14 protein-coding genes and 1 riboswitch are annotated in these 14,300 nt (G+C 62.4%); of the genes, 7 read left to right on the top strand and 7 right to left on the bottom strand.

Annotated features, from left to right (window positions below):
* Positions 1 to 16: 16 nt before the first annotated feature.
* Positions 17 to 724, top strand: coding sequence for an SDR family oxidoreductase (gene bdcA, locus JYU29_RS00980; protein ID WP_213984183.1), 708 nt, complete (start codon positions 17 to 19; stop codon positions 722 to 724).
* Between the two features lie 69 nt (positions 725 to 793).
* Here bdcA and JYU29_RS00985 read toward each other — a convergent pair whose 3' ends face one another.
* The 3 genes from JYU29_RS00985 to JYU29_RS00995 all read right to left on the bottom strand — a co-directional run bounded on the left by JYU29_RS00985 (position 794) and on the right by JYU29_RS00995 (position 3,457).
* Entirely contained in the window at positions 794 to 1,660 is an 867-nt protein-coding gene (locus JYU29_RS00985; RefSeq protein WP_213982927.1) for a C40 family peptidase, read from the bottom strand.
* The gene (locus tag JYU29_RS00990) at positions 1,657 to 2,007 is read right to left on the bottom strand and encodes a MarR family winged helix-turn-helix transcriptional regulator (RefSeq protein WP_213982928.1); all 351 of its coding nucleotides are present in this window, start codon (positions 2,005 to 2,007) and stop codon (positions 1,657 to 1,659) included. The genes JYU29_RS00985 and JYU29_RS00990 overlap by 4 nt, the downstream gene beginning before the upstream one ends.
* Positions 2,008 to 2,080: 73 nt before the next feature.
* Positions 2,081 to 3,457 (bottom strand): leucyl aminopeptidase family protein, encoded by a 1,377-nt coding sequence (locus tag JYU29_RS00995; protein ID WP_213982929.1) that lies wholly within the window; start codon positions 3,455 to 3,457, stop codon positions 2,081 to 2,083.
* Between the two features lie 161 nt (positions 3,458 to 3,618).
* On the opposite strand from JYU29_RS00995, the gene JYU29_RS01000 reads away from it, so the two are divergent.
* A complete protein-coding gene (locus JYU29_RS01000; RefSeq protein ID WP_213982930.1) occupies positions 3,619 to 4,443 on the top strand; it encodes a tetratricopeptide repeat protein in 825 nt (274 codons plus the stop codon).
* A gap of 75 nt (positions 4,444 to 4,518) precedes the next feature.
* On the opposite strand, the gene JYU29_RS01005 is transcribed toward JYU29_RS01000, so the two are convergent.
* Both JYU29_RS01005 and JYU29_RS01010 read right to left on the bottom strand, forming a co-directional pair.
* Positions 4,519 to 5,094 carry an acyloxyacyl hydrolase gene (locus JYU29_RS01005; protein ID WP_213982931.1) on the bottom strand — a complete coding sequence of 192 codons (576 nt, stop codon included), beginning with the start codon at positions 5,092 to 5,094 and terminating at the stop codon, positions 4,519 to 4,521.
* Positions 5,095 to 5,277: 183 nt separating this feature from the next.
* A complete protein-coding gene (locus JYU29_RS01010; RefSeq protein ID WP_213982932.1) occupies positions 5,278 to 5,817 on the bottom strand; it encodes a GcrA family cell cycle regulator in 540 nt (179 codons plus the stop codon).
* Positions 5,818 to 6,255: 438 nt separating this feature from the next.
* On the opposite strand from JYU29_RS01010, the gene JYU29_RS01015 reads away from it, so the two are divergent.
* From JYU29_RS01015 to JYU29_RS01025, 3 genes are read left to right on the top strand one after another with little or no spacing between them, the layout of a single operon-like run.
* Positions 6,256 to 7,461, top strand: a complete 1,206-nt coding sequence (locus JYU29_RS01015) for an aspartate aminotransferase family protein (RefSeq protein WP_213982933.1) — start codon at positions 6,256 to 6,258, stop codon at positions 7,459 to 7,461.
* Positions 7,462 to 7,463: 2 nt separating this feature from the next.
* Positions 7,464 to 8,414, top strand: a complete 951-nt coding sequence (argF, locus tag JYU29_RS01020; RefSeq protein ID WP_213984184.1) for an ornithine carbamoyltransferase — start codon at positions 7,464 to 7,466, stop codon at positions 8,412 to 8,414.
* The gene (locus tag JYU29_RS01025) at positions 8,407 to 9,402 is read left to right on the top strand and encodes an Hsp33 family molecular chaperone (protein ID WP_250157127.1); all 996 of its coding nucleotides are present in this window, start codon (positions 8,407 to 8,409) and stop codon (positions 9,400 to 9,402) included. Before argF ends, JYU29_RS01025 begins: the two co-directional genes overlap by 8 nt.
* Positions 9,403 to 9,462: 60 nt before the next feature.
* Here JYU29_RS01025 and apaG read toward each other — a convergent pair whose 3' ends face one another.
* Entirely contained in the window at positions 9,463 to 9,858 is a 396-nt protein-coding gene (gene apaG / locus JYU29_RS01030; RefSeq protein WP_213982934.1) for a Co2+/Mg2+ efflux protein ApaG, read from the bottom strand.
* A gap of 83 nt (positions 9,859 to 9,941) precedes the next feature.
* Positions 9,942 to 11,126 (bottom strand): O-succinylhomoserine sulfhydrylase, encoded by a 1,185-nt coding sequence (locus JYU29_RS01035; protein WP_213982935.1) that lies wholly within the window; start codon positions 11,124 to 11,126, stop codon positions 9,942 to 9,944.
* A gap of 65 nt (positions 11,127 to 11,191) precedes the next feature.
* Positions 11,192 to 11,268, bottom strand: a riboswitch (SAM riboswitch).
* A 78-nt stretch (positions 11,269 to 11,346) separates the two neighbouring features.
* On the opposite strand from JYU29_RS01035, the gene JYU29_RS01040 reads away from it, so the two are divergent.
* Both JYU29_RS01040 and JYU29_RS01045 read left to right on the top strand, forming a co-directional pair.
* Positions 11,347 to 12,429, top strand: coding sequence for a 2'-deoxycytidine 5'-triphosphate deaminase (locus JYU29_RS01040; protein WP_213982936.1), 1,083 nt, complete (start codon positions 11,347 to 11,349; stop codon positions 12,427 to 12,429).
* A 110-nt stretch (positions 12,430 to 12,539) separates the two neighbouring features.
* Positions 12,540 to 14,252, top strand: coding sequence for an HAD family hydrolase (locus tag JYU29_RS01045; protein WP_213982937.1), 1,713 nt, complete (start codon positions 12,540 to 12,542; stop codon positions 14,250 to 14,252).
* Positions 14,253 to 14,300: the final 48 nt, after the last annotated feature.

Raw genomic sequence — 14,300 nt, forward strand, 5'->3', positions numbered from 1 at the left:
AGGATGCGGTATGGCAATGTTCAAGGATAAGACGGTTCTCGTTCTGGGTGGAAGCCGCGGGATTGGCGCTGCGATCGTTCGGCGCTTCGCGGATGATGGTGCAAATGTAACCTTCACCTATGCAGGCTCGAAGGATGCGGCCGAAAGCCTGGCTGCTCAGACCGGGAGCAAAGCCGTACGCACCGACAGCGCCGATCGGGACGCGGTGATCGCAACCGTGCGTGAGAGCGGACCGCTCGATGTTCTGGTGGTCAATTCCGGCTTCGCGATCTTCGGCGACCCACTCGATCAGGATCCGGATGAAATCGACCGCCTGTTCCAGGTCAACGTTCACGCGCCCTACCACGCGTCGGTCGAGGCTGCACGGCAGATGCCGGAGGGCGGACGGATCATCGTGATCGGCTCGGTAAACGGCGACCGCATGCCCGTTCCCGGCATGGCATCCTATGCGCTGAGCAAATCGGCCTTGCAGGGGCTGGCACGGGGCTTGGCACGAGACTTCGGACCGCGCGGCATCACGATCAACATCGTCCAGCCCGGACCGATCGATACCGACGCCAATCCGGCGGAAGGACCCATGCGCGACCTGATGCACAGCTTCATGGCGATCAAGCGCCACGGCAAGCCGGAAGAGGTCGCAGGCATGGTGGCTTGGCTCGCGGGGCCTGAGGCTGGCTTCGTAACCGGTGCGATGCACACGATCGATGGCGCCTTTGGTGCTTAGGTTCGTTTGAGCGACCGGATGAAACAGCGCGACGGCCTGAACGGCTGTCGCGCTTTCTCTGACTTCTGCCTAGTCGCTCATTGGGCGGCGAAATCCTGTTGGGCCGCCATAGAGATAACCGATCCGCTCCACGGCGGCGGTCAGGGATTCACGGGTGACACACATCGTGTGGCCGCTGGCGTGGATGATTTCGTCGGGACCGGTGACGATGGCGACGTGGCCGTTCCAGAAAACGAGGTCGCCGCGCTTCAGAAGTGCCATGTCGGGGCCGGGCTGAACCGCTTCGCCGATCGTGCTTGCCTGCATGTCGGTGTCGCGCAGGGCGTAATGACCGGCCATGCGCATGGCTAGTTGCACGATGCCGGAACAATCGATGCCGAAGCCCGATGCGCCGCCCCAGAGATAGGGTGTGTTGATCAGGCTTTCGGCGACGTCGACATAATCGAGCGCGGCGTGTGGGAGTGGCTGCAGATGCTTGGTGATCAGCGCTTCGCCGTTTTCCAGCAGGGAATAGCCGGTGCCGCGCGCTTCCGCTTCACCGGTGATATGAACGAGGCTGCCGATCGACAGGCTGCGGCGGCGGGGAAACCGCAGGTCGGGGCCTGGATAAACGAAGGTGCGCGGTGCGGTGACGATGTGGGTGGGCTGGTTCAGCGCCGGTGCGAGCGCGTCGGCCTGGACATAGCCGACATAACCATCCGCAGCCTGGATCCAGGCAAAGCCGTCGGCCTGATCGAACACGCGCACGTCTTCGCCATGCAGGATCTGGGTGTCCATGCCGGCTTCAAACGTCGGTTTGCGCAGGAGATCGACGACGGGCGCGACGATGCGGGCCGGCTGGCCTTCAACGAAATCGCGCGCTTCCACCTGTCCGCTGAGGCGGATGTCGGCGAGGTCGTCGCGAAAGGCGTGAAGGCGGCGATCGAGAACGGTCATGTCGGTAAGTCCCGTGCTTTGGCAATGATGGTGTCGCCGATTGTTTCGACGAACAATGACCCTTCTACGGTCCGGCGCACGAGAACGTTGCGCCGGTCCGCTTCGTCGCGATGGCGCGACACGAGCTTCATCGCGCCCATCGTGTCGAGCGCGCGCGTGATCACCGGTTTGGTGACGCTGAGCTTGGCCGCGAGCCCGCGGATCGTATGCGGTGGCGGATCGAGGTAGATGGTGAGCAAGATCGCCATCTGCCGGGTGGTCAGATCCGGCGCGTCATCGAGCACCTGGGCAAGCAGAACGGAGCGCCACAGTCCAAGTGCCTGGCCGGGACGTAAGGTGACCGGCATGGGGTGCAGGCTCGTATTCGTTTCGGGTCCGTATCAAGCTAGACCCTAAACGAAGCGTTCGCAAGCGTTCCGCTTACGCGCCGAAGCGCCGTGTCAAAAGGCGTTCAAGCGCGCGAATGCCTTGCGCCTCGCCCCCAACCGGACAATGCGGGCGGTCTGCGGTACTCCAGCCATAGATGTCGAAATGCGCCCAGCTACGAGCCTTTTCAACGAACTTGCTCAGAAAGAGGGCCGCGGTAACCGCGCCTGCCATGCCGTCGGCATTGACGTTGTTGGTGTCGGCGATCTTGGACGACAGGCGGGCTGCATAAGGCTTGTAGAGCGGCAAACGCCACAAGGGATCCGCAGTGGCTTCGGCAGCGGTCGCGATGTCGAAGGCAAGCGCGGTGTCGTCGGTGAAGAAGGGCGGCACTTCCGGTCCGAGCGCCACGCGGGCGGCACCGGTCAGCGTCGCCATGTCGATCAGAAGATCGGGGCTTTCCTCGTCGGCGAGCGCCAGCGCATCGGCCAGAACGAGGCGGCCTTCCGCATCCGTGTTGCCGATCTCGACGGTGATGCCCTTGCGGCTTTGCAGGACATCGCTTGGACGAAAGGCATTGCCGGCGATGGCGTTTTCAACGGCGGGGATGAGAACGCGCAGGCGGATGTCGAGCTTGGCGGCCATCAGCATGGAAGCGAGGCCGAGCACGTTGGCAGCGCCGCCCATGTCCTTTTTCATGAGGAGCATGTTGCTGGCAGGCTTGATATCAAGGCCGCCGGTGTCGAAACACACGCCCTTGCCAACCAGCGTCACCTTCGGCGATCCGCTCTTGCCCCATGTCAGGTCGATCAACCGCGGCGCCTGGTCGGATGCGCGGCCGACCGCATGGATCATCGGAAAACTGGCCTTGAGCAGAGCGTCGCCCGTGGTGACCTCGACTTTGGCCTTGAAGCGGGTCCCAAGCGTGCGCACGGCTTCTTCCAGCTGTGCCGGGCCCATGTCGTTGGTGGGTGTGTTGATGAGATCGCGGGTGAGAAACACGCCATCGGCGATGCGGCCGACATGGGCGGCATCGACATCATCGTCGACCGCTACGCGCAGGGCTCGCGTCGGCTTCTTGCCGTAGCGCTGAAAGGAATAAGCGCCGAGCATCGTGCCGAGAGCGGCAAGCGTCGCGTCGCCGGGCACATCGGCGAAATACCAGTCGCCGGCAGGCAGTGCGCGGGCGAGTGCGCCGCTCGACAGCGCCGTCAGTCCGCCGTCATCGGAAGCGCCCATGCCGCACAAGGCGCCGCCGAGCTGGCCATTGTCGGTGGGAAAGCACAGAACGCGGCCGGCTTCGCCCGAAAAGTCCTGCAGCTTCGCCCATTCACGCGCGGCAGCAGGCCATGCGGCGTCGGACCCGTTCTTTGATGCAAGATAGATCGGCAATGCGCCGCTTGGTTGCTTGGAAAGAAGTTCAACGGGCATGGCGTCAGTTCATCCTGATCTGCAATCGGCTGAACACTGTTCTACGGCGGGGCGGAGCGCCTGTCGACCGCAGCCGGGGAGCAAGGTGGACGGTTTAACGCTCCGTTAGGGTTAACGGAATATTGCTTGAGGCAGCAGGGTTGAGGGCAGGGGCGCCGCGGATGTCCACGAGAGTTCAGATCGTTTCGAAAGCCAAGCCTTTGCTCAAGGCCGGTCTGGCTCTCATGCTCGCAGCCGGCGTTGCCGCTTGTTCCAACACCAGCCGTGAAACCACGGGCTCCATCGCACCGGCGGCTTCCGGGCGCGCGATCGAGCAGATGTCGACCCGCGAGTTGCAGGGTGTGGCGCAGCGGCTTGGCCAATCCTACGCCAAGCAGCCCAACGACAAGGCGACCGCGCTGCGCTACGCCGCCGTTTTGCAGATGAGCGGCAGCACCGACCAGGCGCTGGCCGTGATGCGCAAGTCTGCGATCGATCATCCCAAGGATCGGGACGTGCTTGCCGCCTATGGCAAGGCGCTTGCGGCCGACGGTCAGTTCGAGCCGGCCTTGCAGGCCGTGCGCCGCGCGCAGACGCCGGAATATCCGGACTGGCGGCTCGTATCGGCGGAAGCGGCCATCCTCGATCAGCTCGGCCAGAATGCCGAAGCGCGCAATCTTTATACCCGCGCGCTGGAGCTGAAGCCGGGCGAGCCTTCCGTTCTGTCGAACCTTGGAATGTCCTATGTTCTGACAGGCGACCTCAAGATCGCCGAAGCCACGATGCGCAAGGCCGTTTCCGCACCGGGCGCCGACAGCCGCGTGCGTCAGAACCTGGCGCTGGTGGTGGGATTGCAGGGGCGGTTCGCGGAAGCCGAAGCGATTGCCAGCCAAGAACTTTCGCCCGATCAGGCCAAGGCCAATGTCGCCTATCTCCGAGGCATGCTGGCGCAGCAGAACGCCTGGAACGATCTCGAGAAGGAAGACAAGGCGCGAAGAACCAACTGAGATCCTTCCGCGCCTTGCTCCTCTGTCTACCGGAAGCGCCCCTGAGGCGCTTCTTTTGCGTCGGAAGCCTTGCTCCTAGAACTTCCAGGTCAGGCGCACGCCGGTTGACTCCAGACCATCATTCGAAGGGCCGAGATTGGCGTTCGAGATGTGGTTGAGGAAGACTTCGGCGCCGAGCTTTTCGGTGATGTCCACGCCGGCCGTGGCCTGAAGGTGGAACAGGATGTTCGAGCCGAGATCGCGCTCACTGCCTTCGTCATTGGTGCGCTTGGAGTCGGTGTTGACCGAGCCGCCGAGGCTGAAGCCGAGATAGAAGCGCTGCGTCAGATAGGCCTGCCAGTTCAGGCCGGCATAAAGAACGTGGATCGGATCATCGGAGATCGCGATATCCGTGCCGATATAGGGACGCGGCGAACCAATGGGCTTGAGGACGTCGAAGCTCGGGAACAGGAACTCGCCATTCACGACACCGCCATCGAAGGACTCCGGCGTGAACGGTCCGGCATCATAAGCACCGCCGCCAAGGCGGACTTCGTATTTGTCGGCATTCTTGTCGAACTGGATGCCGCCAAGGAAGCCGGCTTCCTGTGACACGGCAGGCGTCACGCCCAGCGCCAGAACAGCCCCAAGCGCCAACAATGCTTTATTCATGATCGACGTCCCCAGCCGCCAGTGATTCGAGGCGAATTTACGCCTGCTGGCTGGATTGGGAATTGCTGTTAGTTAACGCCAATCGCAGCAGCGGAGATGTGTTGCGCAATCGCCACAAGCAAAAGCCGGCGCGCCTGAGGGCGCACCGGCTTCAAACGTTATCGCGGGATCGCGCTTGCCCGCTTACCGGGCGCGGCGGCGCTCGCCAACCGGCTGGAACGCGACCTTTGCATGGTAGCTGCAATAAGGGCTCGCATCCGTGGCTTCGTGGCCGCAGAAGCTGAAATCTTCCGACAGGGGATCGCCGTTGGGCCACTTGCAGGTGCGCTCGCTGAGTTCAACGAGATGCAGGCGTCGCGAAATCGGCACAACCACATCGCTCGCCGAACGCGTTTGCTGATTGGCGGCGGGTTCAGCGTCGAACTGCATCTGCAGCGCGTTCGCGCCAGCCGTGGAGCTGACGATGCGTGGCGGCTGCGAAGTGGTCGCCGGACGCGGCGCGGCGGTAACCGTGCGCTGGGCAGGCGCCGCCGTGGCAGCAATCTTCTTCTTTGCGGCGGGAGCAGCCGTGGCGCGGCCGCGGCTGGAAAGCTTCAGCCGGTGCACCTTGCCGATCACGGCATTGCGGCTGACATTGCCGAGCTGTGCGGCGATCTGGCTTGCGCTCAGACCTTCGGCCCACAGTTTCTTGAGGAGCTCAACCCGCTCGTCTGTCCAGTTCATGTTTCCACGCTCCGTTGACGGCACGGCAAGCCGAATCCGTCATCCCTCCAGTCGCTGAAACTGGATGGATGTGCTACATCTATTCGGTGATAAGGTTCGCCGTACGAAATCTTGTTATCTCGTGAGGTCAAACTAGTGGTCGCGTGACTCCCTGACAAGAGTCTGACCGGGCCCGCGAATCAGTTTCTTCGGTTTTCCCCAGCTTGAACGTGACCGCCGCAAGCTTCACGCAAGGGTAGAAGGACAGGGCGCCAAAGCCGATGAGTCGCCACCCAGATGATCGGGTCGAGCCATTGGTTTCCCCGGTCTGGCTGCGTTGACTTCAAAGGGGAAAACACCAATATTGCCAGCGTGAGGCCGCCCCGAGGGCGGCTTTTTACTTTCTGCAGCACCAAGGAAGCCAGGTTCGCCTGGCCCGCATCGCGCGGAGTTGAGACAATGACTGGATCGGCCACAGGATCGGCGCTTTTTAACACCTTTGCACGGGCACCCCTTGCTTTCGAGCGAGGCGAGGGCACGTGGCTGATCACGGTGGATGGCGAGCGATATCTCGATTTCGCCGGCGGCATCGCGGTCAACTCGCTCGGCCACTCGCATCCGCATCTCGTGCAGGCGCTGACGGACCAGGCTGGCAAGCTGTGGCACACGTCGAACCTTTATGAAGTGCCGCAACAGGAAAAGCTCGCCGAGCGTCTTGCCGCCGCGACCTTTGCGGACCGCGTCTTCTTCACCAATTCGGGTGCGGAAGCGCTGGAATGCGCGATCAAGACGGCGCGGCGCTATCATTACGCCAAAGGGAACGGGGACAAGTTCCGCATCCTGACCTTCGAAGGCGCGTTTCATGGCCGCACGCTGGCCACCATCGCTGCCGGCGGACAGGCGAAATATATCGAAGGCTTCGGTCCCAAGGTCGATGGCTTCGATCAGGTGCCGTTCAACGACATCGCTGCGGTCAAGGCCGCGATCACGCCTGAAACGGCGGCGATCCTGATCGAGCCGCTGCAGGGCGAGGGCGGCATTCGGCTTGCTCCGACGGCCTTTCTCACCGATCTGCGCGCGATCTGCGACGAGCAGGACCTGCTGTTGATCTTCGACGAGGTCCAGACCGGCATCGGCCGCACCGGCAAGCTTTTCGCCTATGAGCGCACGGGCGTGACCCCGGACATCATGGCGATCGCCAAGGGCATCGGCGGCGGCTTTCCCGTTGGCGCGTGCCTGGCATCGGAAGACGCCGCGGCGGGCATGGTGCCGGGCGTTCATGGCACGACCTTTGGCGGCAATCAGCTGGCGATGGCGGTGGGCAATGCCGTGCTCGACGTCGTTCTGGAAGAGGGCTTCCTGGAAGACATCGTGCGCAAGGCCAATGTGATGAAGCAGGGGCTGGCGGAGATCGCCGATACCTATCCGGATGTGGTGGAAGATATTCGCGGCGAAGGGCTGATGCTCGGATTGAAATGCAAGATGCCCAACACGATGGTGAACGCCAAGCTGCGCGACGAACATCTGCTGGCAGTGCCGGCCGGTGACAATGTGGTGCGCCTTCTGCCGCCCCTGACGCTGACCGACGAGGAAATCCGCGACGGCGTGGAGCGTATCCGCAAGGCCGCACAGGGTCTCAGCCAGGCGAATGGATCGGCAGCATGAGCATGACAGTTCGCCATTTCACTGACCTGTCCTCCATGACGTCGCAGCAGCTGCGCGCCATCATGGATGACGCCCATGCCCGCAAGACCCGATTGAAGGCCGGCGAGCGCTCGAAGCCGCTGGAAGGCAAGGCGCTGGCGATGATCTTCGACAAGCCGTCGACCCGCACGCGCGTGTCGTTCGATGTCGGCATGCGCCAGCTTGGCGGTGAGACCATCATGCTGACGGGCACGGAAATGCAGCTCGGCCGCTCCGAAACGATTGCCGATACGGCCAAGGTCCTGTCGCGCTATGTCGATGCGATCATGATCCGCACCACCGATCATGCACGGCTGATCGAGCTGACGGAAAACGCATCCGTGCCGGTGATCAACGGCCTGACCGACGAAACGCACCCGTGTCAGATCATGGCGGATCTGATGACCTTCGAGGAACATCGCGGTTCGGTGAAGGACAAGCTGTTCGCCTGGATGGGCGACGGCAACAATGTGCTGCATTCCCTGATGGAAGCCTCGGCGCAATTCGACTTCCGCTTGAACATCGCCGTGCCGGAAGGCAGCGAGCCGGTGGCGCGCTTCACCGACTGGTCCAACAACAATGGCGGCCGCATCACCTTCACCCGGACCGCCGAAGAGGCGGTCGATGGCGCCGATTGCGTGGTAACGGATACGTGGGTTTCCATGGGCTTTGAGGACAAGGCGCGCGGACACAACGTGTTCCTGCCCTATCAGGTCAACGAGAAGCTGATGGCGCGCGCACGGCCCGAGGCCCTGTTCATGCACTGCCTGCCCGCGCATCGCGGTGAGGAAGTGACAGACGAGGTCATCGATGGGCCGCATTCCGTTGTTTTCGACGAGGCTGAAAACCGGCTGCATGCGCAAAAGGCCGTGCTGGCCTGGTGTTTGTCGGCTGAAAAGCCTGCTCTAAGAAACGAGGCGACTGCTCTTGCCTGACACCAATCTGCGTTTGGGCGACTTCGGCGTCGCCGGCGACGATCATGTCGTGCCCTTCGAGGTCGCACCGCTCGATGTGCGCGGTCGTGCGGTCCAGCTCGGGCCGATGATCAACAGCATCCTTGAACGACATAATTATCCCGAGCCGGTGTCGCGCCTTCTGGCCGAAGCGATCGTGCTCACGGTGCTGATCGGCACGTCCCTGAAATTCGAGGGCAAGTTCATCCTGCAAACGCGCACGGATGGACCGGTCGATCTGCTGGTTGCCGACTTCTCCTCGCCGTCTTCGGTGCGCGGCTATGCGCGTTTCGATGCGGAGCGTGTGCAGGCGGCGATCGACGATCAGGCGATCACCTCGGCCGAACTGCTCGGCAACGGCGTTCTGGCGCTGACCATCGATCAAGGTCCGCACACCCAGCGCTATCAGGGTATCGTGCAGCTGGAAGCGACGTCCTTCGAGGATGTGGCGCGCATCTATTTCCGCCAGTCCGAGCAGATCCCGACCGAAGTGCGTCTGGCGGTCGCCAAGCAGATCGTGCCGGGCGATGGCGCGGCCAAGGAGCTTTGGCGCGCAGGCGGCATGCTTTCGCAGTTCCTGCCGCGCGCACCGGAACGCATGCAGGTGCGCGATCTGCCGGGTGGTGATGATCCGAACGAGGATATCGCCGACGGTCCGGAAGACAATGCCTGGCTGGAACTGGTCGCGCTGATGGACACGATCGAACCGGACGAGCTGTTCGACCCGACGGTCGGCGCCGAGCGGCTTTTGTATCGCCTGTTCAACGAGCATGGCGTGCGCGTGTTCGAAAGCGTCGAGGTCAAGGACGACTGCTCCTGCTCGCGCGAAAAGATCCAGGGCATTCTCGAAGGGTTTTCAGCTGAAGAGATCACCGAGACCACCGAAGACGATGGCCAGATCCATGTCAGCTGCGAGTTCTGCTCGACCCGCTACAGCTTCGATCCGGCCGAGTTCAAGGTGAAGCACTAGAGCAAAGTCAGCGAAGGTGCGCGGCGGTTTTGCGTCTGAATTCGCGCCTGGATACTGTCCTTAGTTCACGACGCGCGGTGTGTCCTGCGGTGCGTCGAGCGAGAAGGCCGGAATGTCCACGCTGAACACGGTGCCGTCCTCGCCGCGCATGTCATAGCGCCCGACCATGAAGCCGGACGGCGTGGTAAGTGGACAACCTGACGTGTATTGATAGCTGTCGCTGGGAGCCAGCTCCGGTTGTTCGCCAACCACCCCTTCGCCATCGACCGTTTCGACCTTGCCGCGGGCATCGGTGATCTGCCAATGGCGGGCAATCAGCGTCACCGTCTGGTCCGAGTTGTTGGCGATCGTGATGCGATAGGCCCAAAGATAATGGCTGTCGTCGGGATCGGAGCGATCTTCGAGATAGAAGGGCTCGGCGGTGACTTCGATGTCATGGGTGATGGCGCGATACATGATCACCTAATCCTTCCGCCACCACCTTGGTTGCAAGCGCGTCTGCGGAGGCTTGCCCCACAGGCGCTGCTTTCAGACGAACCCTAGATCCGCGACAAAGCCTGATCGAAGTCGGCGATCAAATCGTCGCTGTCTTCCAGGCCGGTGGAAAAGCGCAGCGTGCCTTCGCCGATGCCAAGTTCCGCACGCGCTTCCGGCTTGAGGTTCTTGTGCGTGGTCGTGGCCGGATGGGTGATCAGGCTCTTGGCGTCGCCGAGATTGTTGGAAATCAGCACGATATCCAGCGCGTTGGCGAGGCCGAAGGCCGCCGTCTTGTCCTTCAGCTCGAAGCAGATCAGCGTCGAGCCGCCGGTCATCTGGCGCGCGATAATGTCGGCCTGCGGGTGATCCTTGCGACCGGGATAGATGACCTTCGACACTTTGGGATGATCGGCCAGGAAGTCGGCGATCTTGCCCGCGCTTTCCGTCTGCTGCTTGACGCGCAGCGGCAGCGTTTCCAGTCCCTTCAACAGGGTCCAGGCATTGAACGGCGACAGGCTCGGGCCGGTATGGCGGAAATAGTCCTGCAGCTTTTCCTCGATCCACGTCTTGTCCGACAGGATCACGCCGCCCAGGCACCGGCCCTGGCCGTCGATATGCTTGGTGGCCGAATAAACCACGACATGCGCGCCGAGTTCGAGCGGCTTCTGCTGCAAGGGCGTGGCGAAAACGTTGTCGACCACGAGGCGCGCGCCGATCCCGTTGGCGATTCTAGCGACGGCTGCGATATCCACCACTTCCAGTGTCGGATTGGTCGGGCTTTCGAGGAAGAACAGCTTGGTGTTGGGGCGCACGGCCTGTTCCCAGGCCTGCAGATCGCGGCCATCAACCAGTGTCGCCTCGATGCCGTAGCGCGGCATCAGCGTTTCGATGATCCAGCGGCAGGAGCCGAACAGCGCGCGGGCCGCAACCACATGATCACCGGCTCGAACGTCGCACAACAAGGCGGCGGCGATCGCGGCCATGCCGGATGCTGTGGCGCGCGCGTCTTCCGCACCTTCCAGCGCGCACATGCGCTTTTCGAACACGTCGTTGGTAGGGTTGGCATAGCGGGAATAGATGAAGCCCGGCTCTTCGCCCTTGAAGCGAGCTTCCGCCTGTTCGGCCGTGTCGTAAACAAAGCCTTGGGTCAGATGGATCGCTTCGGAAACTTCACCGAAGTTAGATCGCAGAGCGCCCGCATGGACGAGGGTCGTGGCGGGTTTCCAGTTGTGCGTGTTGTTGCTCATCGTCCTTACCCATTCTTGACACCGGGCACAAAAAAACCGGCCGCGACGTCGCAACCGGTCCAAAAGGCTTCACGCCCACGGTCCTTTAGCGACTTGTTTAACGTGGCTGCAAGCCGACCGGCAAATCACCACGGGATAAAGGTCCTTTAAACCCGTACTGAGCCTTGCGTCAACCTTGCGCTTTGGCCATCGTCGCGCCCGCGTAGGAGTTAGGCAAACGGTGCGAACAGGCATTCTTCCCGATCGAGACATCGCAGCGCTGTTTCAAAACGGCGCGCTGACGACGGGTCGTGCGCTCGACGCCGACCAGATCCAGCCGGCGAGCCTCGACCTGCGCCTAGGTGCCACGGCCTATCGTGTGCGCGCAAGCTTCCTGCCCGGTCAGGCGAGCACGGTTGAAGCCAAGCTTGAGCGTTTGAAGCTGCACGAGATCGATCTCAGCGCCGGTGCGGTGCTGGAAACCGGCTGCGTTTACATCGTGCCGCTGCTGGAAGCGCTGGCGCTGCCCGGCGAAATCGCTGCTTCCGCCAATCCGAAAAGCTCCACCGGCCGCCTCGATATCTTTACCCGCGTGATGACCGATCACGGCCAGGAGTTCGACAAGATCCCTGCAGGCTATAACGGCCCGCTTTATCTCGAAGTCTCGCCACGCACGTTTCCGATCGTCGTGCGCACCGGATCGCGTTTGTCGCAGATCCGCTTCCGGACCGGAGCTTCCCTGCTCGACGGACCGGCCTTGCTCGATCTGCACGAGCGCAAAACGTTGGTGGCGTCCGAGCAGCCGAATATTTCGGGCGGCGGCATTGCCCTTTCGATCGATCTGAAGGGGACCGGCGGCGGTGTGATCGGCTATCGCGGCAAGCATCATACCGGCGTGGTGGATGTCGACAAACGCGGGGCGCAGGATGCCGCCGACTTCTGGGAGCCGCTGACGGATCGCGGCCAAGGCGAGCTGATCCTTGATCCAGACGAATTCTATATTCTCGTATCGCGCGAAGCCGTGCATGTGCCGCCGGATTATGCGGCAGAGATGACGCCGTTCGATCCGCTGGTTGGCGAATTCCGCGTTCATTACGCCGGCTTCTTCGATCCCGGCTTCGGCCATTCGCAGGCCGGCGGCACGGGCAGCCGTGCGGTGCTGGAAGTGCGCAGCCACGAAGTGCCGTTCATTCTCGAACATGGCCAGATCGTCGGCCGTCTCGTTTACGAGCACATGCAGGGTCGGCCGGACGCGCTTTACGGCGCGGACCTGCAGTCGAACTACCAGGCACAGGGTCTGAAGCTGTCCAAGCATTTCCGCTGAAGCGGGTTGCGTGCTGAACAGAGTGTGATCGCCGCGCAGCTATATTAGCGGTAACCGAACTGCATGCCACGCGTTGATGCATCAACAAAGGCTGCCTGGTTGGGAATCGCATGTATTATATCGCGCTGGCGACGGACTATGACGGAACGCTTGCCACGAATGGAAAGGTTTCTCCCGAAACTCTGGCGGCGCTAAAGCGCTTCAAGGATAGCGGACGCAAGCTCATCCTCGTCACCGGACGGGAACTCCCCGACCTCAAGAAAGCCTTTCCCGAGTTCAAGCTGTTCAACAAGATCGTCGCGGAAAACGGTGCGCTGATCTACACGCCGGCCAGCGAGGAAGAACGCGTCATCGCCACGCCGCCGCCACCGGCTTTCATTGACGCGATGAAGACGCGCGGCGTTGATCGAATGTCGGTCGGCCGCGCGATCGTTGCGACTTGGGAGCCGCATCAGACAACCGCCCTCGACCTGATCCGGGAACAGGGGCTGGAGCTCGAAATCATCTTCAACAAGAGCGCGGTGATGATCCTGCAAAGCGGGGTCAACAAGGCGACCGGGCTAGATGCCGCCCTCGGTGATCTCGGCTTTTCCGCCCACAACGTGATCGGGATCGGTGACGCGGAAAACGATCACGCGCTGCTTCGCCGCTGCGGTCTGGGTGTTGCCGTCGCCAATGCAATCCCGGCGCTGAAGGAAACGGCCGACCTGGTGATGCGCTCGGAGCGCGGCCGGGGCGTCGAAAACCTGATCGATCGCATCCTGAAGAAGGGCGGCGAGGAACCGCTCGTCCGCAAGCAGGTGCTGACCATCGGCTGCAATGACGACGATACGCCCGTCTCGCTTTGGCCAACCGACACCGTTCTGATCGCCGGCACGTCCGGCATCGGCAAGTCGACGCTGGCAACCGCTCTGACCGAACGCTTCGTGGAAAAGGATTTCCAGTTCTGCGTTTTCGATCCCGAAGGCGATTATGACGGGCTGGAGAATGCGGTGGTGGTCGGCGACGGCGAATCCGCTCCGACACAGGAACAGGCGCTGCAGCTGCTCGAGCAAGGCGACACGAATGTCGTGGTCAGCACGCTCGCCCTGGAATTGGACGAGCGGCCGCCCTTCTTTACGGCCTTCTTGCCCGAACTTGGACAGTTGCGCTCGCGCTGCGCCCGCCCGCATTGGCTGATCGTGGATGAAACACATCACCTGATGCCCAAGCGCCGGGAAGACACGCCGCTCGTCTTGTCGGTGCGCTTTCCCGGCATGATCATGATCACTGTGCATCCGGACTCCGTGTCGGCCGATGCGCTCAAGCTCGCCACGGCGGTGATTGCGCTGGGGCCGGAAGGCGACAAGGTAATCAAGAAGTTCTGCGCCATGACCGGCCGCGAAATGCCGAAAGGCGTGAAGCCGGCATCGGACGAGCAGGTGCTGTTCTGGCGACCGGACGACGAGGACGCACCGCGCGCGATCACGCCGATCAAGCCGCGGCAGTCGCGCAAGCGCCATTCCCGCAAATATGCGGTCGGGTCGCTCAACGAGCAGGGCAGTTTCTATTTCCGCGGTCCAGGCGACAAGATGAACCTGCGGATCCAGAACCTGATGATCTTCGTGCAGGTCGCGGAAGGGATCGACGAAGACACGTGGCTGCATCACCTGCGCGCCGGCGACTTCTCGAAATGGTTCAAGAAGCAGCTGCGCGACGACGAGATGGCACAAGAAGCGCGGGTGATCGAGCAGGACGAGAGCCTGTCGCCGGATGACACCCGCAAGGGCATCATCGAAGCGGTGCGCCGGCGCTACACAGCCCCGGATGCAGCGCCGGAATGAGGGAAACGGCCGGCTTCAACCTTGTGTCCCTTACACGAGCGGCGAGGC

It is taken from the genome of Tianweitania aestuarii, assembly GCF_018457165.1.
GTDB lineage: Bacteria > Pseudomonadota > Alphaproteobacteria > Rhizobiales > Rhizobiaceae > Tianweitania > Tianweitania aestuarii.